18 protein-coding genes and 2 pseudogenes are annotated in these 24,964 nt (G+C 37.6%); 13 read left to right on the forward strand and 7 right to left on the reverse strand.

Annotated features, from left to right (window positions below):
• Positions 1–267: 267 nt before the first annotated feature.
• Positions 268–813, reverse strand: coding sequence for a biotin transporter BioY (locus DB42_RS06310; protein WP_044882220.1), 546 nt, complete (start codon positions 811–813; stop codon positions 268–270).
• A gap of 488 nt (positions 814–1,301) precedes the next feature.
• Between DB42_RS06310 and DB42_RS06315 the strand changes: the two genes are divergently transcribed.
• The 4 genes from DB42_RS06315 to DB42_RS11690 all read left to right on the forward strand — a co-directional run bounded on the left by DB42_RS06315 (position 1,302) and on the right by DB42_RS11690 (position 7,101).
• Positions 1,302–4,034, forward strand: coding sequence for an AMP-binding protein (locus tag DB42_RS06315; RefSeq protein WP_238579008.1), 2,733 nt, complete (start codon positions 1,302–1,304; stop codon positions 4,032–4,034).
• Between the two features lie 92 nt (positions 4,035–4,126).
• Positions 4,127–5,572 carry a cysteine--tRNA ligase gene (cysS, locus tag DB42_RS06320; RefSeq protein WP_044882266.1) on the forward strand — a complete coding sequence of 482 codons (1,446 nt, stop codon included), beginning with the start codon at positions 4,127–4,129 and terminating at the stop codon, positions 5,570–5,572.
• 7 nt (positions 5,573–5,579) lie between these two features.
• On the forward strand, positions 5,580–5,831 hold the full coding sequence (locus DB42_RS06325; RefSeq protein WP_044882221.1) for a MarR family transcriptional regulator: 252 nt from the start codon (positions 5,580–5,582) through the stop codon (positions 5,829–5,831).
• A gap of 1,147 nt (positions 5,832–6,978) precedes the next feature.
• Entirely contained in the window at positions 6,979–7,101 is a 123-nt protein-coding gene (locus tag DB42_RS11690) for a hypothetical protein (RefSeq protein ID WP_255359358.1), read from the forward strand.
• A gap of 145 nt (positions 7,102–7,246) precedes the next feature.
• On the opposite strand, the gene DB42_RS06335 is transcribed toward DB42_RS11690, so the two are convergent.
• Entirely contained in the window at positions 7,247–9,202 is a 1,956-nt protein-coding gene (locus DB42_RS06335) for an F-box-like domain-containing protein (protein ID WP_044882223.1), read from the reverse strand.
• 350 nt (positions 9,203–9,552) lie between these two features.
• Here DB42_RS06335 and DB42_RS11865 point away from each other — a divergent pair, with 350 nt between their 5' ends.
• Positions 9,553–9,858 (forward strand): transposase, encoded by a 306-nt coding sequence (locus tag DB42_RS11865; RefSeq protein ID WP_080502763.1) that lies wholly within the window; start codon positions 9,553–9,555, stop codon positions 9,856–9,858.
• Between the two features lie 555 nt (positions 9,859–10,413).
• Here the strand turns inward: DB42_RS11865 and lysS are convergent.
• Positions 10,414–12,012, reverse strand: coding sequence for a lysine--tRNA ligase (gene lysS / locus DB42_RS06340; RefSeq protein WP_044882267.1), 1,599 nt, complete (start codon positions 12,010–12,012; stop codon positions 10,414–10,416).
• 516 nt (positions 12,013–12,528) lie between these two features.
• Positions 12,529–14,019 (reverse strand): 30S ribosomal protein S12 methylthiotransferase RimO, encoded by a 1,491-nt coding sequence (rimO, locus tag DB42_RS06345; RefSeq protein WP_238579010.1) that lies wholly within the window; start codon positions 14,017–14,019, stop codon positions 12,529–12,531.
• A 373-nt stretch (positions 14,020–14,392) separates the two neighbouring features.
• On the opposite strand from rimO, the gene DB42_RS06350 reads away from it, so the two are divergent.
• Positions 14,393–15,928 (forward strand): hypothetical protein, encoded by a 1,536-nt coding sequence (locus tag DB42_RS06350; protein WP_155117450.1) that lies wholly within the window; start codon positions 14,393–14,395, stop codon positions 15,926–15,928.
• A 98-nt stretch (positions 15,929–16,026) separates the two neighbouring features.
• Here the strand turns inward: DB42_RS06350 and priA are convergent, their stop codons facing one another.
• From priA to DB42_RS06365, 3 genes are read right to left on the reverse strand one after another with little or no spacing between them, the layout of a single operon-like run.
• Entirely contained in the window at positions 16,027–18,255 is a 2,229-nt protein-coding gene (priA, locus tag DB42_RS06355; RefSeq protein WP_044882225.1) for a primosomal protein N', read from the reverse strand.
• 6 nt (positions 18,256–18,261) lie between these two features.
• Positions 18,262–19,041 (reverse strand): hypothetical protein, encoded by a 780-nt coding sequence (locus DB42_RS06360; RefSeq protein WP_044882226.1) that lies wholly within the window; start codon positions 19,039–19,041, stop codon positions 18,262–18,264.
• A gap of 1 nt (position 19,042) precedes the next feature.
• Positions 19,043–19,723: a hypothetical protein gene (locus DB42_RS06365; protein ID WP_044882227.1), complete on the reverse strand. Its 681-nt coding sequence runs from the start codon at positions 19,721–19,723 to the stop codon at positions 19,043–19,045.
• Positions 19,724–19,785: 62 nt separating this feature from the next.
• On the opposite strand from DB42_RS06365, the gene DB42_RS06370 reads away from it, so the two are divergent.
• The 7 genes and pseudogenes from DB42_RS06370 to DB42_RS10910 all read left to right on the forward strand — a co-directional run.
• On the forward strand, positions 19,786–20,412 hold the full coding sequence (locus DB42_RS06370) for a flagellar biosynthetic protein FliO (protein WP_044882228.1): 627 nt from the start codon (positions 19,786–19,788) through the stop codon (positions 20,410–20,412).
• Positions 20,413–20,690: 278 nt separating this feature from the next.
• Complete coding sequence (locus tag DB42_RS11255) at positions 20,691–20,867, forward strand: hypothetical protein (protein WP_155117451.1); 177 nt, start codon at positions 20,691–20,693, stop codon at positions 20,865–20,867.
• 19 nt (positions 20,868–20,886) lie between these two features.
• Complete coding sequence (locus DB42_RS06375) at positions 20,887–21,357, forward strand: YbjN domain-containing protein (RefSeq protein ID WP_052243914.1); 471 nt, start codon at positions 20,887–20,889, stop codon at positions 21,355–21,357.
• Positions 21,358–21,639: 282 nt separating this feature from the next.
• Positions 21,640–22,332 carry a DUF3820 family protein gene (locus DB42_RS06380; protein WP_044882229.1) on the forward strand — a complete coding sequence of 231 codons (693 nt, stop codon included), beginning with the start codon at positions 21,640–21,642 and terminating at the stop codon, positions 22,330–22,332.
• Between the two features lie 14 nt (positions 22,333–22,346).
• On the forward strand, positions 22,347–23,168 hold the full coding sequence (locus tag DB42_RS06385) for an SDR family oxidoreductase (protein ID WP_044882230.1): 822 nt from the start codon (positions 22,347–22,349) through the stop codon (positions 23,166–23,168).
• Positions 23,169–23,399: 231 nt separating this feature from the next.
• Positions 23,400–23,979, forward strand: a pseudogene (locus DB42_RS06390) (transposase family protein); the annotation flags it as partial.
• A 675-nt stretch (positions 23,980–24,654) separates the two neighbouring features.
• Positions 24,655–24,921 (forward strand): annotated as a pseudogene (locus DB42_RS10910) (transposase family protein); the annotation flags it as partial.
• Positions 24,922–24,964 lie beyond the last annotated feature (43 nt).

Genomic DNA, 24,964 nt, shown 5'->3' on the forward strand with positions numbered 1-24,964 from the left:
AATTTTTCTAGGGAAGAAAACCCAGTTTTTACCTTGGAATGGTATATATTAAGACTTTTAAGCAAGGATTGGATAAGAACGGAAGTTTAATTAGTTGAAAGCTTTTTTATTTTATCATGGCTGGGGAGTAAGACGCAAAAGGCTTTGGTATAGGATAGCTTTTAACAAAGCTGGATTCATTTCTTTAAAAAAGAGATGCTTTTTACAAGTTAAATAAAAATTTTTTTCTAGGAATTTCTCTCATCACTTTACCAAGAGATAAAAATTTCATCTTTGAATTTTACGAGAATTTAGATAACCCATCGCTATAAATATTTTTAAAACTTCACTAAATAGAAAAGGATATAATCCCAGGTAAATTGCATTTTTTCCTCCTACAAAAATTGCTAAAATACTAGCCCCTAGGGCTAAAACAAGTAAACATGCAAGAGTAAGAATTACTAAATTATCTTGCATAGATTTTTGTGAAGAGGCTTTGCCTGCTAGATAAGCTTGCAAAGGCATGGCCAAAAGGTAGCCCGCTTTAGGGCCTATCAAAATAAGAGGTTGAGCAATTAAGGGACTAAAAACTGGTAATCCGCATGTGCCTTCTAGTAAGTAAAGAAGAGTGGCAGCAGCAGCTTGCCTAGAGCCTAAAGTTATGCCTAGAAAAAGAACGGCTAAAGTTTGACAGGTAAATGGAACGGGGGAAAAGGGGAGGGTAAGACTAACCTTAGCACCTAGCGCTATTAAAAAAGAGCCTGCTAAACTTATCAAAACCCTGCAGGGCCAGGAGTCTGTAAGTGTAAAACTAGAGGGTATGGCTAGCTGCATCAGTAATTTCTCCTTCACAAAGATAAGAATGCAGTTTATTTATACTTTTTCTCTTTTGCAAGAAAAAAATGTAGGAAATAGGTAGGATAGAGGGAATAAATTTTTTAACTTAATATTTTTTATATATTGATGATGCCCTTAGGCTAGAAGGGGTAAATCAGAATGCTTCTTAATGGTTGATTAATTTTTATGCAAATTAGCATGCGAGGGATGAAATTTACTATTACTAATTTTTTTAGATAGCCTGTTGACTTTTTATTGATGAACTTTTCCTCATGCCTATTGGGAAAAAAAGAAGCTTATCTCTTAATCTGAGCATGTATGGGCTTTTCCTTTATAAAATTAGTGCGGTTTAATCAATAACGAAGAATTAAGCTAGGAGAAGGCTGGTCTATTAGTAGAGCGTGGAAGGAGCTAGAATTCTTCTTGTAAATTTTAATCCATTAAATGAAAATGCTCGGCTATAAAAGCTTATAAGGAATTTCCACATGATGAAAAAATTTTTGTTTATTATTACCTATTATTTATTGAAGTGCATGCTATGGTTTAGATATCGCATCAAAATAGAAGGGCTCGAAAACATCGATTCCCAAACACTAAAAAGGCCAGGAGGAGTTTTATTTCTTCCCAGCCATCCTGCCATTTTTGTTGATCCAATAGCTGTTTCTATGGCTGTAATAAAAAAATTTCCCATTCGCCCCATGATTACAGACTATATGTATTATCATCCGGCGATTAATAGGTTTGCTCGTCTTATAGACGCTTTGCCAGTGCCCAATTTTCATACTACTACTAACAGCTTAAAGCGCAAGAAAAATGAAGAGGTTTTCCAGGCTGTGATAGACGGCCTTAATAACAAGCAAAATTTTCTTGTTTACCCGGCGGGTAAGACCAAGGACACTAATCTCGAGATTATTGGAGGGGCTTCAGGGGCTCATAAAATCATACAAGGAGCTCCTACTCTAAATGTCGTGTTGGTTAGAACAAAAGGATTATGGGGTAGTAGCTTTTCAAGAGCTTTTACACCCGGTTCATCTCCTCTTATGTTTCCTACAATTATAAAGGGAATCAAGCATGTCCTCAAAAATTTAATTTTATTTACACCTCGACGAGAGATAATCATTTCTTTTGAGGTGGCACCTGAAGATTTCCCTTATAAAGGTACACGTATCGAAATAAATAAATATTTAGAATCTTGGTATAATCAGCCGGATGGCCTTTCTAAAGAAAATAATAAAGCTCCTGGTGATACACTAGTGCTTGTTCCTTATAGTATATGGAACAATAAAATTCCTAAAATTGAGGATCTAAAAGCTCCTGCTGAAGACGTTATCTCTTTAGACACTATTCCTAAAGAAGTGCAGGAGCTAATCATCAATAAGTTATCAGAAGTGGCTGATATAGAGGGGAAAGAGATAAAATCTTCCATGATCTTGTCCTCAGATTTAGGATTGGATTCTTTGGATATGGCTGAGTTGGTGGTTTATCTAGATGAAAAGTTTGACGTTAAAGGAGTAACTGTTACGGATTTAACCACTGTCAATAAACTCATGGGATATGCCGCAAAAAAAATCACTACTCGGCTTATAACAGAGACCCATGCAAAAGCCTCTGCTAAATGGGAGGTAAATGGATTTCGTACACGTTGTTACATTGCGCCAGGTCACACTATCCCTGAAGCTTTTTTTAATGTATGTTCAAAAAGGGGTAAGCAACCCGCTTGCAGCGACGACCGTACAGGCATTCTAACATATTCTCAAATGAAGTTACGTGCTATCCTCCTTGCTGAATACATCCGAAAACTACCAGGCGAATATATTGGAATCCTTCTTCCCTCCTCTGCAGGTACGGCTATCCTTATACTGGCTGTACAGCTAGCCGGGAAAGTTCCTTTAATGATTAATTGGACAGTAGGTTCTCGTCATTTGGAATCCGTAGTTTCTCTTTCTAAGATTGAGGTGGTCCTAACTTCATGGACTTTTCTAGATCGTTTAGAGAATGTAGAGTTGAATGGTATTGAAGAAAAACTTTTAATGCTTGAAGACGTACGCCCGCATTTAGGAATTAAGCAAAAGCTCAAGGCCTTATGGCGTTCAAAACAAAGCAATAATAAGATATTTAAAAAGCTAGGTTTTAGTAATAATCCCGAAAATGTAGCCGTTCTCCTATTTACGAGTGGTACGGAAAGCATGCCTAAAGGGGTTCCTTTAAAGCATGCCAATATTCTTTCTAATTTAAGAGCTTCTCTAAATGATGTAGAAATTTTTAGTGATGATGTATTTCTCGCCATGCTCCCTCCTTTTCATTCCTTTGGATTTACTGTGAGTAGTTTATTAGGAGTTCTTTCGGGCTTTAGAACCACCTTTTATCCCAATCCGACCGATGGAAAGGGGCTTACCTCTGCTTTTGAAAGATGGGGAGCTACCCTTATTTGTGGGGCGCCTACTTTTATAAAAGGCATGCTAAAAGTGGCTAAAGCTGAAAACTTGAAGAAAATGCGTTTATGTGTAACGGGGGCAGAGAAAGCTCCTCTTGACTTATTTCAGCAAATAGAAAAAATAGGAAAAAAAAATCATCTTCTGGAAGGTTATGGAATTACGGAATGCTCCCCCGTACTAACTATTAATAGACCTAACCAACCCCATAAAGGCGTAGGCCAGCCCCTAAGTAATGTAGAGCTAATGATTGTTCATCCTGAAACTCTCGAAATTCTTCCTCCCGATACCCAAGGATTAATTCTAGCACGGGGGCCAAATGTTTTTTCTGGGTATCTCAATCCAGGGACGTCTAATCCTTTTGTAATGGTAGATGGTAAAGAGTGGTATAAGACTGGGGATTTAGGGTTTCTGGACGCTAACAATGCTTTAACGATTTCTGGGCGTATGAAGCGTTTTGTGAAGATAGGAGGCGAAATGATAAGCTTAGCTTCAGTTGAAAACGTGCTTTTACATGTGAAAGAGGAAAAGGGCTGGGATGCCGTAGAAAACGAGGGACCCTTACTAGCCATGTGCGCCAACGAAGTGGATGGAGAAAAAACCAAGCTTTATCTATTTACCCGTTTTGAGACTACAGTCGATGAAGTGAACAAGACTTTAAAAGAAGGAGGATTTAGCAATTTAGTCAAAGTAAATGCTGTCTATAAGCTTGATTCTATTCCTATCATGGGTACAGGTAAGGTCAATTATCGGCTGTTAGAGAACCAATATTTGAATAAAGCATAAGGATGTTAATAGTTTGCTAGGATAAAACTTGCAAAAATGATTAGAAACAAGATTTTGAAAAATAGATACTTAAATGAGTATAGCAAATAATGATAGAGCAAGCCGAGAAAAGCAAAAATTCACTCAAATTCTTTAATACTGAAAAACGAACTAAAGAAATATTTAAACCTTTTGACGATCGAATGGTCCGTATGTATACATGCGGCCCGACAGTTTATAATTTTGCTCATATTGGCAATTTTAGAACCTATATTTTTGAGGACGTGTTAAGACGTACTTTAAAATTTTTCGGCTATAAAGTGATGCAAGTCATGAATCTCACAGATGTAGACGATAAAACTATCAAAGGTGCTATTGCTCATAATATAACCTTACAAGAGTACACAAAGCCTTATATTCAAGCATTTTTTGAAGATTTAAAAAGCCTTAATATTGAACCTGCTGAACACTATCCTGCGGCTACCGATTATTTGGAAGACATGATCCAAATGATACAAACTTTATTAGATAAAGGAGTTGCTTATAGAGGAGGCGATGGAAGTATTTATTATGCTATCGGCAAGTTTCCTCGCTATGGATGTTTATCCCATCTCAAATTAGAGGAATTGCAAACAGGAGCTTCAGAGCGCCTCACAGCAGATGAATATGACAAGGAAAGCGCCTCAGATTTTGTTCTCTGGAAGCATTATAATGCCGAGCGAGATGGAAAAATTTTTTGGGAAAGTCCTTTTGGGCCTGGACGTCCAGGTTGGCATCTAGAGTGTTCTGCTATGGCAATAAAAATTTTAGGAGAAAGTATCGATATTCACTGTGGAGGGGTAGACAATATATTTCCTCATCATGAAAATGAAATAGCTCAATCCGAAGCTTATAGCGATAAAATATTTGTTAAATACTGGATGCATGCAGAACATTTAGTGGTAGAGAATAAAAAGATGTCAAAAAGCCTAGGGAATTTTTATACCTTACGAGATCTTTTAGAAAAAGGCTTCACAGGACCACAAGTGCGTTACATGCTTCTGCAAACGCATTATAAGACTCAACTTAATTTTACTTTTTCTGGTTTAGAAAGTGTTAAAGCTGCTTTGCAAAGACTTAATGATTTTATTCAAAGGCTTCTAACTTATAATAAAGGTAACGAAAAGGGTTTAGTTGGACCTCTTGTGCAGAAAGCCTACCATGCATTTAACCATGCTTTAGCCGATGACTTAAATATCTCTGTAGCTTTAGCTGCTGTTTTTGAATTGGTCAGAGAGGTAAATGCCATTAGCGATACCCAAAATATGAGCGTTACCGAAGCTCAGGAGGTCTTACAGGCTATGCGCGAATTTGACTCTGTTTTAGGGGTGCTTAACTTCGAAAAAGTTAATGAAGACATTCCGGATGAGTTACAGCAGGCCCTGCTTAATCGCACAAAAGCGCGAGAAAACAAAGACTGGGCACAAGCAGATGCTTTAAGGGATTTTATTGTAAGCAAAGGTTATCTCATTGAAGATACCCCCGAGGGTGCCCGTTTAAAAAAAACTGAAAATATATGAGGAATACATGCCCCATAAAGCTCACACAGCCGATGAAAGATTTATTATATGCGCCTATCAAGCTCTTGAAGCTTTAAATGATAAAGAAGCCCCTTTAAATTTCTATGAAGTGGGTGAAAAAGCAGGAATTACGCATAAAGGAGTTAAAGCTATTTGCAAATTGCTTATACAAGCAAACTTTATAAAAAAAATCTCTGATGAAGAAATTTATCTTACCCAAAATGGAGAGCAGCTTGCTTTACGGTTGTTAGATGAATAATTTTTTGAGGCCTATATGCCGCTTGCACCAGGCAACCTCTACCTAATGTTTTTTGAAGAACCTTTATATTATGAGAGGGAGAAAGAAAATCTATCGAGCCTATGGCACAAAGGCTTCCTGGGGAAATGAACAAGCTTTCCAACAATTTGTCAATCCAAGTCCCTGAGATTAGGCAGCGCTGCAACAATAATTGGCAGAGCATATGGCTAAAAGCGTGGGTATTAAAAAATGAGTACTTGTTTTAGACGATACTTTTATATTCAAGAAGGGAAATTTCTCAGCAAGTATAGGCCGGCAGTATTGTGGAGCTTTAGGAGAAATTGCCGATTGTCAGTTAATAGGGGCGTGACATCACGTTGAAAAGCGTAAAGAGTGTTTTCGTATTATAGGTGAATTATTTCTTCCCAAGTCGTGAACAAAAAGTAAAAAAAGAATGCAGATAACCAAATTTTCACAAGCAAAGTACATGTTTTTAGCAAAATGAAAGCTTGCTTTATATCTTTTAGATGGCATCCTTAAAAAAATTTATGAAGCGCTTGTTTCTGATGCCAGGTTACGGAGAAATACGAGAGCTATTGAGAGAATTAGATAAAAGACATCTAATCTATGTGGCTCAAATTCCTGAAAATCATAGCTTCTGGCCTATAGATACCCCTTTAAATTTCACCCTAAACATTAGAGGCCAATCGGGAAAACACCCTAGAAGTTGCCGATAGAAACTTTAAGCTTTTGCGTGCAAAAAATGGTTAAAAAAGCCGACACAGCAAGGAAATTAGTAGCTAAAAATAATTTTAAGCTTTAAATCAAAAATAGTATAGAGAAGGGATGGCTATAAGGGTTAAAGAAACGATCACAGAGAGATTTTATCGACCCAGTGCTGATAGAATGGCTAGTGATACTTTTTAAAGAGTCTATGTCTGTATAAACAAAAAGAAATTAACCTTTTTCCAAGCTGACTCTCTTCGTAAAAACAAGCTTTTAATAAAGCATATGATTGCACGAAGAGCTGTTCAAAAGCGCGTGATGGAAAAGTTAGGAAACGATTAATACAAATATTATGTTTCTAATGCCTCAAAAGATGCTCCCCCTCCCACGCATGGTGGAATGGATTCATGAAATATGGGAAATCGAACAAGGCTATCAATAGATGAAAGATAGCCTAGGATTAGATTACTTTGAAGGGCGATCGTGGGTAGGACCCTATCATCGCCTCGGCATTATGCTTTATGGCGCACGGGTTTTTAACCTTATTAAAATATTAAACGAATAGGAAAAAATTCCAACGACTTTGCTTCAAATAAGAAGGTTAATCCACGGCTTATTTTGCATTACCATTAGCACTTTTTGCCAAGCTATAGATGGCACATTTAAAAATGTGTATTTGATTTCTCTTAAGCTTAACGAAGTAGGGCTAGTTAATCCTCTTTTTTTCTCTTTTTCTTTGAAGAAGGTTGATAGTATCCTATTTCGGCTGAAACGTTGTTATCTTCCTCGTTTTTAGCATCTCGTAATTTTCTTTTTTTTAATTCTTCAGTTATCGTTTTTTCTGCTAAATTGTCTATTTCCTCTTCACTTCCTCGATTTTCTGAGATTTCCTCGATTCGAGAATCGTCTTTTCTAGCAGGGGAAAAATCGAAAACTTTTATGCCGATCAATAAATGTCTTTCACTGGGGGAAAAGGATATTCTTTGGAATTCTACAGGGGTGTCCAAAATATGAAGGCATTCTCCTGTTTTAGCATCCCAAAGTTGAGCCATATTTGGGCTGGAGATCGCTATCCATTGGCTGCTTGGAGAAAAGCTTGCCTGGAAGATACCTTGGGGCCCTTCAAAGCTTTTTAGACATTCTCCTGTTTGGGCATCCCAAAGACGAACGCCTTGTTTGCTAGTGATAACTATCCGCTTGCTATCTGGGGAAAAGGTGAATGGTGAGTAGGAGAAGACGTTTTCCTCCAAAGTCGCCAGGCATTCACCCTTATTGGCATTCCACAGGTAAAGCCCTCGGCGGTTCTTAATAACTACCCGCTCGCTACATGGAGAAAAGGTGGCTGCTGAGGAGGAGGCGTTTCCCTCCAAAATCGCTAGGCATTCACCTTTATTGGCGTCCCACAAGCGAATAGCTTGGTAGCTACAGATGGCTATCCATTTGCTATTTGGAGAAAAGATGGCTTTTGAATCGGAGGTGTTTTCTTCCAAAGTCGCTAGGCATTCACCTTTATTGGTGTCCCAAAGACGAACGCTTTCGTCCTTCTTAATAATAACTATTCGCTCACTATTGGGAGAAAAAGATGCTTGTGAGCCTGAAAAAATGCTTTTTTCCAAGATGTGTAGGTCTCCTGTTTGGGCATTCCATAGTTGAACGAAAAACATGTCATAGGTAGCTATCCACTTACTATTTGGAGAAAAGGATACTGCTGTGCACACTGTGCATTCTTTCAAAGTCTGTAGGCATTTACCTGTTTTGGCATCCCAAAGGCGAACAGATTCATCGCTACGGGTAACTATCCTCTCACTGTTCGGAGAAAAGAATACAGCTGCGACTTGAGAGGGGTTTTCCCCAAAAATTTTTAAGCATTTTCCTGTTTTGGCATCCCTCAAGCGAATGTCTTGGCAACTAATGACGGTTATGAACTGGCTGTTGGGAGAAAAAGATGATTGACACCGTTCTCTCAAAGTAAATAGGTATTCACCTGTTTTGGCATTCATAAGGCGAGTACCTTGGCTGCTCATGGTAACTATCCGCTCGCTATCTGGAGAAAAGGACACTTGTGGGTACCATCCTCCCTCTACCGTACCTAGGCATTCACCTGTTTGGGCATCCCAGCGGCTTATAATGTGATCACTAGAAATAATTATCTGCTCCTCATTAGGGGAAAATGACACGTCGATATTTCCCGTATGCCCTTTTTTCAAAGCGTGAGAAGTTAAATCAATAATTTTTGCCTGGTTAGCTTTTATATTGGCTTGAGCTGCTAATAAGTCTTTAGGGTGAATATCCAACTTTGTTGACATAGAGAATAATAAAGGAAGTTTTCTTTCTAAAAGAGGCTTCCAAAGCAATTTATCAGAAGCTGCTAAATTACATCTTTTACTTAGCTGATTAACGCTAGCTAAGTCTGGGATAGGTAGGTAAGTAAAAATATTGATATAAAGCTCAGGAGACAAATTGTCAAACAATCGTTGGCTTTCAGTAAGCTGCTTCCATTCTTTGCATACTAATTCGGTTCGTTTTAAATCTTGCGGTTCCAGTCTTGCAAATATCTTAGCTCCAATCTCTGTGTACACAGACGTATTAGGAAGGTTCCTCTTTTTCTCTATTACTTCAAATATAGGGAATATATAAAGATGAATGCGTGAATTCTCTAGATTCATTTACTTATCCATTTGTTATCACATTATAGTTCTACTTAAATTTCAACCTATCACCAATATTATTTATCGATTTCTTTGGAACGTTTCTAACTTTATGCAAGGTAAGCAGAATACTATTCTTCCATTTAGAATAAATCAACATTTAGGAGTACTTTTTCAAAAGACCTCTAAAAAAGCGGCATTGTTGCGTAAATGATAAGAAGCGTCTGTGATAAGAGGTCTCTTTAACGCTTAAGAGCTATAAACTCAGTTTGCAAAAGCAAAAATATAAGCAAGCTATGGAAAAGAAGCCCACTTATCGCATACAGAATGGGTTCGAGTATAATAAAGATTAAGTGTAAAGAGGAAGCATAACTTTACGGTTTTTAGGTGAGGTCATTAAAGAAGGGAGGGAAAATAAAAGTACAGGGAAGAAGGGGCGCCCAAGAATTTATTATGCTGGCGCTATCCTGTGCATGTTGATGATTAAAGCCGTTTATCATTTGCCCCTAAGAGCCGCGCGAGGATTTCTTTTGTCGCTGATTGTTTTGCTGACCTTCAAAGGCTGCCTGTTTTTTGTTATGCCCGCACTTGCAGGCGCGCTAAAGAGCTTGGACAGGAACTTGAAGAAGTTAAGTCGTAAGCATCCGACAGACATAGCTTTTGATTCCTCCTAGGGCGAAGGAGAGTGAAAAGCGCGCCAGCATAGCAAAGCAAAGCGGAGGATTTGGAGAAAGATTTGCTTAAGCATTTGCCAGACTCGCATGAGATTATTTTAAGTGATTTAACGAAAAGCAATAAAGCCGATTGCGGAATGTAAAAGGGGAAGAAGAAAGTCGCATAATTTTTATTTCTTGAAAGAGAAGTTTTAAACCCCAAACGATTTTATTGAAAAATAAATTTAAGCTTTTAAATGAGTTTTCTCTATTTTGTCAAGAAAATATTTGTTTTTCTAAAGGTTATAGCAAAGTTTATTTTTTACTTTGGTAACATAAATCCTCAAATGCTTAAAGAAGGAGATTTTCTAATTTTTTTGATCAATCGTTGTGCCGGCTTTAAAGGTGCTAGGCAGTAGGAGGGTGGCTTAGAGTTAGGGTTTTTTACGAATAGGGATGCATAGGTTTAGTAGGCAGAAATATAAATAAATGTTTGGAGAAATATTAATATTCTAATGAATTAGGTGAAGTGAGTCTACAACCTATTAAGTAGCTCACTTCTAGAAAGCAAAGGAATTATTCTTGGGGTTTCATCCAGGGGAAAAATAATACATCCCTTATGGAATGAGAATGGGTCATCAGCATGACGAGACGATCTATGCCAATGCCTACACCCCCTGTAGGAGGCATTCCTTGGCAAATAGCTTCAATGAATTCTTCATCTAAAGGAGAAGCTTCTTCATCACCAGCTTCACGACGCTGGGATTGCTGTTCAAGTAAGCTTCTTTGTAATTCTGGATCATTAAGTTCGCTGTAGGCATTGCAAATTTCTTGCCCCAGCACAAAACTTTCAAAACGCTCGACCATACCATTTGCCCGCTCTGTAGCCTCACGATGTAATTTACATAAGGGGGTGGTTTCAATAGGGTGGTCGATGATGTGATGGGGCTGGATCAGATGAGGTTCAACATGTACAGCAAATAGTGCGGCGATAAGCAAACCTTTAGACATATTAGCAAGTTTTTTTGGATCTACATGTCCACTCTCAAGTAGCATGCTCCTCATTTCATTCTCTGAAAGCTTTTCAACATCTATCTGCGCATAATGAGAAAGGCTTTCTTTCATTTTCATTCTCGGCCATGGGGCTTTAAAATCAATCGTTATCTGTTCTTTTGAATCTGGCAGAGTAGCTAGGACTTTTGTAGTTCCATGTAATTCTATAGCTAGTTTTTCAAATAGGTTTTCAACAAGACTCATCATATCTTTATAGTCCCAATAAGTCGCATAAGCTTCTAGTAAAGTAAATTCAGGGTTGTGATTGCGATCAATCCCTTCATTGCGAAAAACTTTTCCTATTTCAAATACACGATCCATTCCCCCGATGATTAATTTCTTAAGAGGGATTTCTAAAGAGATGCGTAAAAACATCTCCTGCTCTAAGGCATTTAAAGTGGTAGTAAAGGGACGAGCTTCTGCCCCACCATATATACTCTGCAATATAGGAGTTTCGACTTCCATAAATTTATGATTTTCAAAATAGTTACGAATAAAACGTAAGATTTTGCTGCGTATGCGAAAGGTTTCTTGCACTTCCATGTTGCTGATCAAATCCAGCCAACGTTTGCGATAGCGAAGCTCTTTGTCGGCAAGCCCTGCATACTTATCAGCTAAGGGTAAAAGGGTTTTACATAGTAAAGTGGCTTTATGGACAAAGATAGTCAATTCACCTTTATTTGTATGGAAAAGAAATCCTTCGATGCCGAGGATATCACCTAAATCTATTTTTTTTTCAATAAGTTTATAGGCAGAAAGATGTTCAGCGCCATCCTCACTTTGTTCGGGATGATAGCCGGACAATTCAGTAAGGTCACGATTAAACATGACTTGTAGACGCCCAGTTTCGTCTTGAATATGAGCAAAGGCATTTTTCCCCATTGCACGAAAAAGTACCAATCTTCCTGCTATACGCACAGAAGGTGTCTTAGCTGCCATCGCATCGTCACTATGTCCAATATTTGCATGCTGATATTGTTCAATAACAGCTTGAGTGGAGTGAGTGGGAGCATAATGATGGGGGTAGGGATCGATTCCAAGGCTTCTAAGCTCGGCAAGCTTGCGCGAACGATTTTTAAATTCTTCGTGATGTTGATAAGCTGGAAGAGAAGGGGTGGTCATGTTATCTTGAGTAGGATTCATATTTTTTCAACGTTAGTTTATATTTTTATTGCTTAGTTATAAAAAAAGAAAGCTGGGCTTTTTATTTCATTGCTTTGTCTTTAAAGAGAAACTCGTACATTTGGGACTGACAAGTAAGCAATATATCTCTTACCTAATTAAAGATAAAGAGGCGAGTAAGATAAGCTAATTTAAGTGGTTTTTGCAGGCTGCAAAGGTTAATTATTAAAGGCATTCTTCTTCTCTTGCACTTAAAGATTTCCCTTTAGCTTAACGATAACAAGGCTGTTTTTTTGCTAATAGCTTGATTACCTATAATAATAGGTCAAACCCGCCTTAGCTGAATAAAGAAAAGCCTGGATCAATCTTACTATTATTGCTTAAAGCTTTTCCTAATCTTTGCTTACTTAATCTTTATCCTCTGAGTTCTTGTAATGTAGTGTCTTATCGTGCTTGATACCGGCTAAAATTTATAATGGCAAGCCTTGCGAATTAAGCTTAATAGCTTTTAAATACCTATAGTACTCTTCCTATTAGATCATAACCGGCAGCTTCCGTGATCTCCACTAAATATAATTCTCCGAATGCTTTAACTTTACGGCTGTCATTGATAATTATTTGGCCATCAATTTCAGGACACTGACCATAGAAGCGACCGACCATTAATAGATTGGTTTCTGGATGATAGCCTTCTACGATGACCATCAATTTTTTTCCTACATACTTGCTATTAGCTTTTTTTAGTACTTTTTGTTGGATTTTCATTAATTTACGATAACGTTTCTCTTTTACCTCTTCCTCTATCTGATTAGGTAGATTAAAAGAGTAAGATCCTGGCTCACGGGAATATTTGAAAATCCCAATATTATCTAGAGGATAATCTTGGATAAACTGAGCCAGCTCTTCAAATTGGTCTGCCGTTTCCCCCGGAAAGCCTACAATTAAGCTTGTACGGATGACGATATGAGGAATTTCATGGCGCAGCTTGGTAATAGTCTTAATAACATCTTCTCTTGAAGTGGCGCGGTGCATAGATTTTAACACCTCGTTATTAATGTGCTGGATAGGCATGTCTAAATAAGGGCAGATGCGAGCATCACTCTTGATAAGGGCAATCAGTTCATCAGTGATTTCATCGGGGTAAAGGTAAAGTAAACGCAGCCAGAACTTTTTATCTATGGCTAGCATGGATTGTAATAAATCGATCAAGGCTGCTTGATTTCTCGACCCCATATCCTTACCATAATCTCCAAGATCTTGAGCAATAAGAATAATTTCATGTACACCCTCGTTAAGCAAATAATTAAATTCTTTTAAAATCTGCTCTTTGCTTTTACTTTTAAGAGGTCCTTTGATAGTAGGGATGACACAATAGGCGCAACGCTTTCGGCAGCCTTCCGCAATTTTAAGATAAGCGTAGTGCTTAGGAGTGGATAATTGGCGAGGAATCTCCCCATTTTCCAAAAAACTGCGTCCATTGGAAACCAGCTTACCTTTTTGTGTAGACTGAACAGCTTGCAATATACCTTGTACGTCTCCTGATCCTAGAAGATAATCAATACCAGGGAATTGCTTTTCCATTTCCTCGTGATGAGTTTGTACCATGCAACCTGTGACCACCAGCTTGGCAGTTTTTTTGCGCTGTTGTAGAGTATGCTTAACTGTATCCATAGATTCTTTACGAGAAGCTTCCAAAAAACCGCAAGTATTGATGACCAAATAATCTGCTTGAGATAATTCCTGGGTAACTTCATAGCCTGCTTTCAACAAAATACCTAACATCACTTCACTATCCACCAAATTTCGAGGGCATCCAAGGCTGATAAAATGAATTTTATTTCCATCGTAATCAAAATGAAAAGTTCCTTCTTGAAGAGCTAAATTATCAATTTTATCATTAGCTAAGAGGGTGTCGGAGGAAGAAGAGGTGGTACAGCATGCCGCTGTATCTGAGCAACAGGATTTGAGGGCTAATGGTTTTTTGTCTTTGGGGATCATCGGTAGCATGAATAAAATTCTCCAGGAATAAATAAGGTTATAAAAACTATAAAGGTTAATTGAATATTTTTAAATCAAAATTTGATAAATGTAAAATTTATCTTTAAAAAAGTAGAGGATTATGTGAGCTAATAATAAGCCGAACCCTTATTATTCATCTCCTCAATTGAAACTAAAGATTGCCTTTTTAATTTATTCTCTATTATATTGCGACTAAGCACCTACTAGGATCGGATTGGTCTATCTGCCTTAATTATAAACGTTTAAGTTGCAAACTTCTATCTACCTGACATAAAAAGAATGGGGCGTTTGATGGCAATACAAATAGATAAGCCACTTAAAATAGGCTATTTCGCTTTTTTTATCCGGGAGTAAAATTTTTATGAATATATTTACTATAGCAACGGTAGAAGATCATTACTCGATTAGCCACCTTCATTTCCCTCCTTTAAGCAGTAAAACACATCGGTTCAGTCAAAAGTTAATGAGTTTTTATCTAAAGTCTCGCAGCTTAAATCTTATTGCTTTAGGATCAATTACTTGTAGTGTGGCAACTAGCCTTTTAGCTGTAGCTGAAACTGTAGCTGCGTTGGCTTATACTGTTTTTCTCACCTCTTTAAATTTCCTATCATTTTGCCGCTCAGAACTGTTGCAAAATCATACCGTGCAGGCTTGGGGATTTTGTATCCAGAGTTTTCTAATGGTCCAAAGTCCTTGGTTACTCATCTCTCAACTTAATCATTTAAGCAAATATGATAGGATAAGGCATGAGCATTTTCATAAAATTAAGAGCGCACAGATAGCGCAGTCACTAAGAGTGGCTTTTGATTTTATAGGCGAAGATTTCAAAATGAGTGAAGATTTTTCACCTTCCGAAGCTTATGGTTTTGCAGTAGCTGTAGAAGCTATGCCAGACTTAATCAATGAGGCTAAAAAATATATGCCTATTCTCCGAGATGCTGATCAAAACGAATTTGATCCTCAAAAGCTTGCTGATATAGATCGTTTCGAATTTATAGAATTTTTGGAAGACAAGAAGGGTCTTATAAACTCTCTGCAGCATTTAAAACTGCTGGCTAACATACCGGAAGACAAGAATGAGCAAAAAGAGCTCTTAGAATTAATTACTTTACAGTTGTGCAAGCATCAGCAATATGCTTCCCTTTTATTAGCTAATCCTATCGCTAAACTAGAACACATGCAAGGGCTAACGTCGCACCTTCCTACTCGACTAAAAGAAAGAGAGATTTTTTTTAAACTTAAAAGTTTTGAAAAAGCAAGCTATAGCCCTGCTTATCAAATGCAGCCCTTGGAAGATGCTAACGATGAAATTTATCAAATTTTTAATTTTAATGAGGTCCCTTTACCCTCTACAGAGAAAAGCGAGGCAGCTTACGAAAAAAACCTAGAAATATATATAAAATACTCTATTAAGTACGTGATGTCTTCTGAAAGATATATAAACATCTTCGGTGTTGAGCAGGAAGATAGCTATTCTAAAAAAGAAGCAGTCAAAGCTTGCATTCAAGATTTAGAGGCGGTTATTCAAATTAATTTACTAGCTATATTGCTAGAGTTGATAACTTTACAAAAGTGTAGATATAAATGTCCTAGCCCAGGACGCCAGCAAATAATTGAGCTGGCATTGATTGCCTATGAGTCTATTAAAGATAATAATAAGGCCAAAAATTTATTAATACGCATGATTTTGCAAGATAAGGAATTTGAGATCGAGAAAGGTTCATTTATTGATAAGTACACGGGCATTAAATATGAAATCGATAGTACCACCAGGCAACAGGTACAAAAAGTTTTTCGCTACATTACAGTGCTTGCAGATCATCTCCAGTATCGAAAAGATTTAAATGAGGTTACTCTAAAAGCTTTAGAAGAAGTGGAAGGTTGTAGCAAAACTTAAGCCTAAGGGGAGTATTTTTTATCATTCTGAGGTCTAGCTCTTTTATTCTAAAGGACGCTACCACTAAAAAATTTTTTTTGAAGAGTACTACCAAGGTTTTAAAAAAATGTAGAGACAGGATTTACATCTACTCGCATTTTTACCGTTTGCAAAGAGTGATGGGTATGACGGAAACTTTCTAAAACGCGATTCAAAGCATACACATTAGCACAACAGATAAGAAATTGATACCGATACTGACCTTTAACTTTTGCGTATCCTGCAGGAATAATTTCATGCCATTTACAAATTTCATTTGAATGATCCATAAGCCACGAGCGCGTATAATGAGCATAATCCGAGGTCTTTTTTTGGTCTGGGCCCGAAAAGGTAATTTTGATTAGATTAGAAAAAGGAGGATAATTAAAAGCTTGCCTTACATTTAGTTCTTCTTCAAAAAAAATTTCATAATTGTTAGCTGCCGCTAAGCAAATCGTTGAATTATCAGGTAAACTTGTTTGTAGAATCACTTCACCTGCTATTTGGCCACGTCCTGCTCGCCCAGAAACTTGTGTAATTAATTGGAAAACTGTCTCTGAAGCACGAAAATCGGGGAGATTAAGAGTAGAATCACAATTTAATATTCCAACAAGGGTAACCGAAGGAAAGTGAAGACCTTTAGCGATCATTTGGGTGCCAATCAATACATCCGCTTTGCCACTGCTGAAAGTTTTTAAAAGCTTCTGATGGCTGCCTTTATGCTTCGTAGTATCTGCATCCATGCGTACTGTACGAATGCCAGGGAATAAAGCATGTATATTTTTTTCAATCAATTCAGTTCCTACCCCTTTATATTTCATGGGATGGTCATGATGACAATTAGGGCACTGCTTTGGGGGAGGAGTGAGTGTGTAGCCACATAGATGGCAAGCTAAAGCGTTGTCGCCTAAATGAAAAGTCATGGTGACATCACAATGTTCACATTTGACTGCTTGCCGACATTGCTGGCAGAGTAGAGTAGTATGGTAGCCACGGCGGTTAAGAAATAAGATGGTTTGCTCCCCTTGTTCAAAACGCTGCTTTATTCCTGCGATAAGCTTTTCTGAAAAATTCGTATATCCTTTAGCTTTTTCAAATTCTTTTGCCATGTCAACAATATGCATGCGAGGCATGTTAGCTGTAGCGGCCCGCATGGTAAGTTTGCTTAAAGTATATTTGCTAATCGAAGCATTATAATAGCTTTCTAAGCTTGGCGTTGCACTCCCAAGAATGACTGTGCTATTACTCATTTTTCCTCGCATGACCGCTACATCGCGGGCATTGTAGCAAGGCTGTTCCTCAGATTGCTTATAGGATTGCTCATGTTCTTCATCTACGATAATGAGCCCTAAATTAGGAACAGGACTAAAGATTGCTGAGCGAGCTCCAATCACAATAGGGGACTCTCCACGGCGAATTTTGTGCCATTCATCAAAGCGTTCTCCCTGGCTTAATTGATGATGAAGAATGGCAATTTTATGATCAAAACGGCTGCGAAAACGTTCGATAGTTTGAGCTGTTAAAGAGATTTCCGGAACTAACATAATTGTTCCTTTATTCTGCATTAAAGCTTGCTCTATAGCCTGTAAATAAATTTCAGTTTTACCACTTCCTGTGACCCCGAAAATCAGGTGGGTTTCAAATTGATTTTCGCTAAGGCTGTGCTTTACTTTTTCAAAAGCTTGAAGTTGTTCTGCATTAAGCTGTTTAGCTTTGGTCTTAAAATATTCTTCATCGATAAGGGGCGAACGATCAATACGCACAATATCCATCTGTAAATAATCTTTATTAATAAGCGTATCTACAGAGCTGCGAGAACATTTGGATATTTCTAGCAATTCACTGAGTAAAATCCCTTTTTTTACTTGAAGCATGATATCGATGACTTCAGCTTGCGCTGGAAATCTGTTACGTATTTTTTCGCAATAAATTTTTAATTCCTCACGCGTTTTTTTACGCAGGACATAAAATTGCTGTTTGTGCTGTATATCTTTGCGTACACTGGCGGGTAGCAAGATTTTGAAAACTTGGTGGAGAGGTGTGCAATAATATTTGGCTAGCCATAAAGCTAGTTCAAATAAGGGAGGAGTGATAAGCTCTCCGTCTGATAAAATTTTAGCGATGGGCTTTACGGAAGGAAAAGTAGCCTGGTTTTGTACCTTCAGGATATATCCTCGTTGAAATTGACGGCGTAAGGGTACTTCAACACGCACACCGGGTTTAGCGTGCAAAGTAAACTCAGGGGGAATGCTGTATTCCAAAGGCTTATCCAGGGCACTATCAAGGATAACAGAGGCATACAGCGACATTTTAACCTACCTGGAAAGTTGAGAAGAAATAAAATTCCAAAGCTCTACTTTGCGGTGTGGCTCTTGGAAATATATATCCAAAGGGGCAAGCTCAATTATAAAATTTTTTTGGCTGGAGTCTAAGCAATTCTTCTCTATAATTTCTGTATGTACATGATAGACTATCTGAATAGCTTTACGTAGGTTAGCTAAAAATAAAGCGTGGCGCGGATCAGAAGATGCACTTATTAAAACTAATAATAGACAATCTCGCTGGTTATCATTTTTCCACATTTGTTTAACATTTTTCGCAGCTTCATCGTTTGGAATCTCAGCTAGAATCATTTGATCAGGGAAGCGCTCGGCAAAAATTTTATGAAAATCTGAAAAATCTGGAGAGGTGAGAGCAGGTGCTGAAAATTCCAAATTAATAGCTTTAGGTACAAATTCTGTGCTGTTTGGCGAGGAGGAAGAAGAAAGAGGTTGTTCGCTTATCAAGTTGCTTTTACTATCAGCAGGTAACACTTCAAGCGTATCTTTCGTATCTTTTGGATGCTTTTCATGGGTAATTACCGTAGAAGAGAGAGGAGCTGCAACTACAGGTGAAGGTTCAACCTTAGACGCTTCCGGAAATTGAGGTGGCAATGCCTTTTTAATGGCTTGGGGTAAGCAAGAAGCTGCAAATAGGCGATAATCCGCGTAGCTAGATCGGCTAACTTCTAAGAATGTTTTTGAAGAAAATTCTTGGATAAGGTAGCTTTGCACCTGAGCGATTAGGGATAAATATTCACTTTTTAAAGACGACATTTTATTTTTTTTGTTGAAGTTCTTTCGCAGCTTCTAAAACTTGAGGCAAAAGATGATAATAGCCTCGCTTACTGTACTGTTTAATTATATATTTTTCTGCTGTTTTCAATCCTTGGGGGAACATTTTAGCAAAAACTTTTTTCACAAATGGTGCTTTATAGACTTCATCCACAGTTTGATGATTCTCTAATAGAAAAAACAGTATGGTTTCATCATCTTCAAATTGCAAGAATAATTTAGCAATTAAACGCCCTATCTTGTTGAGAAAATTTTGAATTTTTGGAATGTAGGGAGACGCTAGCTCAAATAAGGGAGAAGAGGGCGATAAAGGTCTGTTTTCAACTGTCTTCCAAACTTGATAGCAGAGAGAATAAGCTTTTTGAGCATGTAAGTTTAATTTTTGCGCAGGCTGCTTTTTGTCCTCATCATTAAGGTTAAAAGATTGGCAGCTACTTTGCAATTGCTGGAGTAGGCCTTTATCCGCATATCCAAAAAAGGCGGGAAAAAGATTTTTATCTTGATAGCCTAGTAATCTAATGAGTGCCATGTTAGCGGCTTCATAATTGTTATTTTGGACCGCTATCTCAAAGCTTTTAAATGCTTGGCAAATGGCTAAGTATTCACTGACCATGAATTGAAATACAAGGCTATTGTTATTTTGAAGGTGATAAGGAGATCGCATACCTGACTTGCTCTTTAAAGATCTGAGCTTATCAAAAAACTCACAAAAGGCAATAAGAAAATGTGCAAAAATATATTGAAATGCTAGAATTGCACTTATTAATTTCTAACCCATCAGATCTTATGAAAAATAATTTTCTTTGTTTCGTTATTGTTTGCACAGCTTGCATGCTTTGTAAGCAAGGGTATAGTGAACAAGCTTTCGATCATCCACAGACTTTGGCCCACTTTTCTCCTGCCTTGGAGGAAGACCACTCTGATACCCTGGAGAAAAATCAATCTGAAAATTTTGAAACTCCTATTCACTCTGCCCACCCTACTTCAAAAGTCGAATTCTCCCCAAAAATTGACGACAATGAAGGAGCTCGATTTTTTCATGAACTTATCAATATGCTAACCACTTTAGGATTAATTGTGGCAGTAGTTTTGATAGCTTCCTGGATGATTAAAAGACTGCTTAGAGGAAAAATTCATCAATTGAACGCTACCAGTTTAATTAAAGTCATCGAATATCGCTCGTTAACCCCAAAAACGGCAGTTTATCTTTTAGAAATAAAAGGAAAAGGAATTATTATAGCTGAATCTGTTAATGGAGTTACACACCTAGGTGCATTCGAAAATAATGAATCGGAGGAAAGTCTACCTTTATCGTTTAAAGAGAGGATAGAGAACAAAGATATTTCATTATGAGTAATACAAGCTTTAACTTAAACTTTTTTCTTTGAAAATGATCAAAGAACAAGAAATAAACGCTTACATTTTTTAATTTAAACAATTCTACTTTGCCTTTGTATTATTGAAAACTTATTTTCTTTTACACTAAACATTAAGCTTGCCTTTTACCTTATGGAGAGAGGTTTGAACAAAAGGCAGAGGTAAAATGCAAAAAAAATAAGGCTTTAGATTTCCAAAATATTAGCGAATAGGATAGTATCATTGATTTTATCACTGCCTGAAGAAGAGGGGATATGCAAAACAAACAAATTTTTATTTATTCGATGTTTTATTTAATTTGTATTTGCTTCCTTTTTGCTTGTTATCGCTTGCCAAGAGAGGATGAATACTCTGTTGTTCCTTCTACTAACAATCCTGAGGTCATTCGAGAAAAGCAACCAAATAATTTTGCGCCAAATGTAGGTTTTTAAAAGTTTTAGAGAAAAAAATATGATTCCCCTCACTATTGATAGTCTTTACGAATACCTAATCAATAAATCTGTAGATGTAAAACATCAACCAGAGACTAAGCAGATATATACTCTTTTTAAAGTGCAAAATGAAGCTTTTCCTCTTTTTATTGGCTTATTAAATGATGAAGAACTTCTTCAATTATTTGCTCCTATTCCTATTGCTCTTGAGAGCCAAACGATCAGTGAAGTAGCACGCGTTTTACATTTATTCAATAAAGAAATCGATATTCCTGGTTTCGGTTTAGATGAACGGGCTAAAATTGTTTTTTACCGTACCATCTTGCCAGCTAGCGATAAGAAGGTTGCAGGGGAAATTCTTTGTAATTATATCCATACTATTCCTCTTTTGATAGAAACATTCTTCCCTATTATCGCCGCTGTGGTAGCAGGTAAAGCTCGCTTTATAGATGTAGTAAAACAAGGGGAAGCGGCTAAAATAAGAAAATAAAAAAATGTATAAAAGTAGTTAAAGATGGACATAAGTACTTGTGCTCGGTCCAAACAAGCACTTAGCTTTATTTGCTCAAATCTTCTTTTATTTAAGTTATGCTAAGTCCGGCCCTTTAAAAGGGAGTCAAATGTTCTATTCTCTTTCTCTTAAGGCATGTTAAGCTAATTACCATGATCAGCTGATATAGTATCTTTAAATTTTTCATGATATAAAGTAGCTAAGAACAATGTTGAAAGACTTTAATGTAAAATAATAACGTTAAAAGGATGCTGCCTCACTATGCCAAGACGTGCTATTTTTTATGACACTGAAACGACGGGTATTAAAGCTGATAGGGATCGTATTATCGAGATTGCAGCTTTTGATCCAGTAAATAATACTTCTTTTGAGAAGTTGATCAATCCAGGATGTCCTATTCCTGCTGAAGCTACTGCTGTTCACAATATTACCGATGAGATGGTTGCCAAATGCGCCAGCTTTGCGCAGGTGGGACAAGAGTTTATAGACTTTTGTGAAGGCGATGTGATTCTGATTGCCCATAATAATGATGCTTTTGATCTTCATTTTCTTCGTCAAGAGTTTGGGCGTCATCAAATTCAAATGCCCTCATGGTCATTTCTAGATTCTTTAAAATGGGCAAGACGTTATCGTCCCGATCTTCCTAAACATACTTTACAATTTTTAAGAGAGATCTATCAAATAGAAGCAAACAAGGCCCACCGAGCCCTTGATGATGTTATTGTCTTGCATCAAGTCTTCTCTTTAATGACCGATGATTTAGATATGGAAACAATCTTTAAATTGATTAATAAACCTCGCGAACTTCACCATATGCCTTTTGGTAAGCATCAAGGGGTCCCCTTAAAAGATGTGCCGCGTGATTATATCAAATGGCTGGCTAGCTCAGGAGCTTTTGATAAAGCCGAAAATACAGAACTAAAAAATTGCTTTGAAAAGCTTGGCTACCTTTAACCATTCGTTTATGCATGAAGATTTGTATCATAGGATGTGGCTATGTAGGAAGATCGGCAGCTATAAAATGGAAGAATGAGGGGCATGAGGTTACTGTCACAACGCGTTGCTTAAAAAAGGCGTCAGAATTAAGACAGTGGACAGATCAAGTGTATATTTTGGGCGGGGATTGGCAAAAGTTGTTAGAAAAACAAGATGTTGTTATTTTGGCTGTAGCTCCTGACAGCCCGGCAGATTATAGGCCAACTTATTTAGGTACAGCTGAGAAGCTAGTCAAGGCTCTTAAGAATACGCATGTCTCCCAGGTGATCTATACAGGTAGCTCTTCGGTTTACGGTGAGCAGGGAGGGTTATGGGTAGATGAAGAGACTAAACCCCACCCTACTCAAACGAATAGCAAAATTTTGTTGTCTACCGAAGAAATACTATTTCAAGCTGCTACTTCCTATCGCCAAATATGTGTATTCCGCTTAGGGGAGATTTATGGACCAGGACGTTCAATCGTAGAGCGCGTTAAGCGTATGCTAGGCACTGTCTGCGCAGGCACAGGGGATAATTATACCAACCTCATCTATCTTGATGAGATTGTTTCTGCCATGGCTTATGCCCAGCAAAATAAGCTAGCAGGGATCTATAACCTTTGTGATGATTTTCATATTCCTCGTAAAGAGCTGTATAAGAAGATTAGTAAATTCTATGGCTGGCCCGATGTACAATGGAATCCTTCATTGCAAAGTTCTTTCCATGGGAGTAAAAAAGTTTCTAATGAAAAAATAAAGGCTGCAGGCTGGCAAATCAACAAGGAAAATAGCGGTTTGCGCAGCATTCTTTTTTAAGAGTACGTTTTTGAGCCATTCTTTACCCAATTTCATCCTTTGTTTTGTAAACCTTCCCTTAAAATACCGGAAGCAGCTTCTAGAGGATCGGCTATGTAGGCGTAGTTTTTTAAAGAATAAAATTTAAGGCAAAGGCTTAAAAAACTTGAAACATATGTTTGATCCTTAAAAAGACTTCTTGCTTAATTAGATTTTTGCTATATTCTTATCCTTTAAACTAAGGAGAAAGATATGAGGAAATATGAGGAACTTAAAGTGCTGTCTGCCGAACAATTTAAAAGGCTGACGGGAGTAAAGCGTGAAACATTTGAAAGAATGGTCGAGGTTTTAGTAGAAGCACAAAACAGAAGATACAGAAGAGCAGGAAGAAAAGGTGGGCTAACTATCCAAAACAAGCTTTTGATGGCGTTGGAGTATTTAAGAGGGCATCGAACTTATTTTCATTTGGGTAGAAGTTATAGATTGAGCGAAAGTGGTTGTTATCGAGCATGTAGATGGGTGGAAGGCACATTAATTAAAAGTGGAGAATTTTCGCTTCCTGGAAAGAAAGCTCTTCTGGAAAAGGAGAGTGAATACGAAGTAGTGCTTATAGATGCATCAGAATCATCTGTAGAGCGACCTAAGAGGAGAAGAGCTAAGGAAAAAAAAGATAAGAAATCGCAACGACAAGCAGAAGCATCTCTATTCAGGAAAAAAGAAAAGGCATACCCTAAAAAGTCAGGTGGTAGTCGATAAGAAGAGTAGGAAAGTTATTTGTACGGCCTTTAGCAATGGTAAAAAGCATGATTATAAGTGGTTTAAAGAAAGCAAGGTGCGCGTGTGCCACGAGCACATTGTAGATGTGCGTAACTATATGAAAGATGAGGGAAAATGGCTCCTCGAAGTCGCTTTGTAGGAAGAGATTTCAAACCACCTTAAGCTGCTTTGGTCAAAAGCCAAGGTAGTGAGCGTTAAGGAAAAGGTATGATAAACATATCAGGTGAGGACTAAGGAGACGAACGAAAGTGAACTATTGGCTCAAGTGTCGAAAGCTGGCTCAAATGACGTCAAAACTGGGGGCTGCAAACCCTTCCAAGATAAATTTAGGGGAAACCTGTTTACTGCCTAAATGGCGTCCGGCATAAAGATAGCGTGAACTTAGTCCAGGCTTTTATATAGAACGTGGGAACCTCATAGATGATGTTAAGAGAAAACCATATAAATGAAGAACACAAAGTGGGAAATATCGAAGCATGTATGAGGGGCAGATCAAACTCGTAGTAGTGAGGAAGTCTTTGTAATGAAGAGGGAGCGAAGGGGTTGGAATTGTTCAATTCAACTCAATAAGTCAAGTAGAAATACGAGGAACTTATGGGGGTGGAGAAAAGGCTGGAAAGCTTGAAGAACAATAAGAACCGTATGAAGCGAGAGTTTCACGTACGTGTCTGTGGGAGCCTAAGGGAGAAGTCCCCTTGGGCGACCCGATTGGACTGATAGCCGCTGCGCGATAAGCGATAGTGGATATACAGGTATAAAAAAACTTTAAAGAAACTCCAGGCTACCAAAAAAATATAGAAAGAGAAAACTGTTAACTCAGGAAGAAAAAAAGCAAAACCAAGCAATATCTTTGGAAAGAGTGGTAAACGAAAATGTGATTGGGAGTTTGAAAAGATTTAAAATCATAAGCGATAGATACAGAAATCGAAGAAGAAGAAGGCTTGGCTTGCGCTTTAATCTTATGGCGATGATCTACAACTATGAAATTGAAATTTAATTACTCAACAAGTCTAAAGTAAACCCTCAATTCTTTAAGGTAA

This window comes from Neochlamydia sp. EPS4 (genome assembly GCF_000813665.1).
GTDB lineage: Bacteria > Chlamydiota > Chlamydiia > Chlamydiales > Parachlamydiaceae > Neochlamydia.

Coding starts and splice junctions, on each gene's coding strand:
- DB42_RS06360 (WP_044882226.1), bottom strand. CDS start 19,041: ATGTCGTCTTTAAAAAGTGAATATTTATCCCTAATCGCTCAGGTGCAA.
- DB42_RS06315 (WP_238579008.1), top strand. CDS start 1,302: ATGATGAAAAAATTTTTGTTTATTATTACCTATTATTTATTGAAGTGC.
- DB42_RS06385 (WP_044882230.1), top strand. CDS start 22,347: ATGAAGATTTGTATCATAGGATGTGGCTATGTAGGAAGATCGGCAGCT.
- priA (WP_044882225.1), bottom strand. CDS start 18,255: ATGTCGCTGTATGCCTCTGTTATCCTTGATAGTGCCCTGGATAAGCCT.
- DB42_RS11255 (WP_155117451.1), top strand. CDS start 20,691: ATGCAAAACAAACAAATTTTTATTTATTCGATGTTTTATTTAATTTGT.
- DB42_RS06310 (WP_044882220.1), bottom strand. CDS start 813: ATGCAGCTAGCCATACCCTCTAGTTTTACACTTACAGACTCCTGGCCC.
- DB42_RS11690 (WP_255359358.1), top strand. CDS start 6,979: ATGAAAGATAGCCTAGGATTAGATTACTTTGAAGGGCGATCGTGGGTA.
- lysS (WP_044882267.1), bottom strand. CDS start 12,012: ATGACCACCCCTTCTCTTCCAGCTTATCAACATCACGAAGAATTTAAA.
- rimO (WP_238579010.1), bottom strand. CDS start 14,019: ATGCTACCGATGATCCCCAAAGACAAAAAACCATTAGCCCTCAAATCC.
- DB42_RS06375 (WP_052243914.1), top strand. CDS start 20,887: ATGATTCCCCTCACTATTGATAGTCTTTACGAATACCTAATCAATAAA.
- DB42_RS06335 (WP_044882223.1), bottom strand. CDS start 9,202: ATGAATCTAGAGAATTCACGCATTCATCTTTATATATTCCCTATATTT.
- DB42_RS06365 (WP_044882227.1), bottom strand. CDS start 19,723: ATGCGATCTCCTTATCACCTTCAAAATAACAATAGCCTTGTATTTCAA.
- DB42_RS06325 (WP_044882221.1), top strand. CDS start 5,580: ATGCCCCATAAAGCTCACACAGCCGATGAAAGATTTATTATATGCGCC.
- DB42_RS06350 (WP_155117450.1), top strand. CDS start 14,393: ATGAATATATTTACTATAGCAACGGTAGAAGATCATTACTCGATTAGC.
- DB42_RS06380 (WP_044882229.1), top strand. CDS start 21,640: ATGCCAAGACGTGCTATTTTTTATGACACTGAAACGACGGGTATTAAA.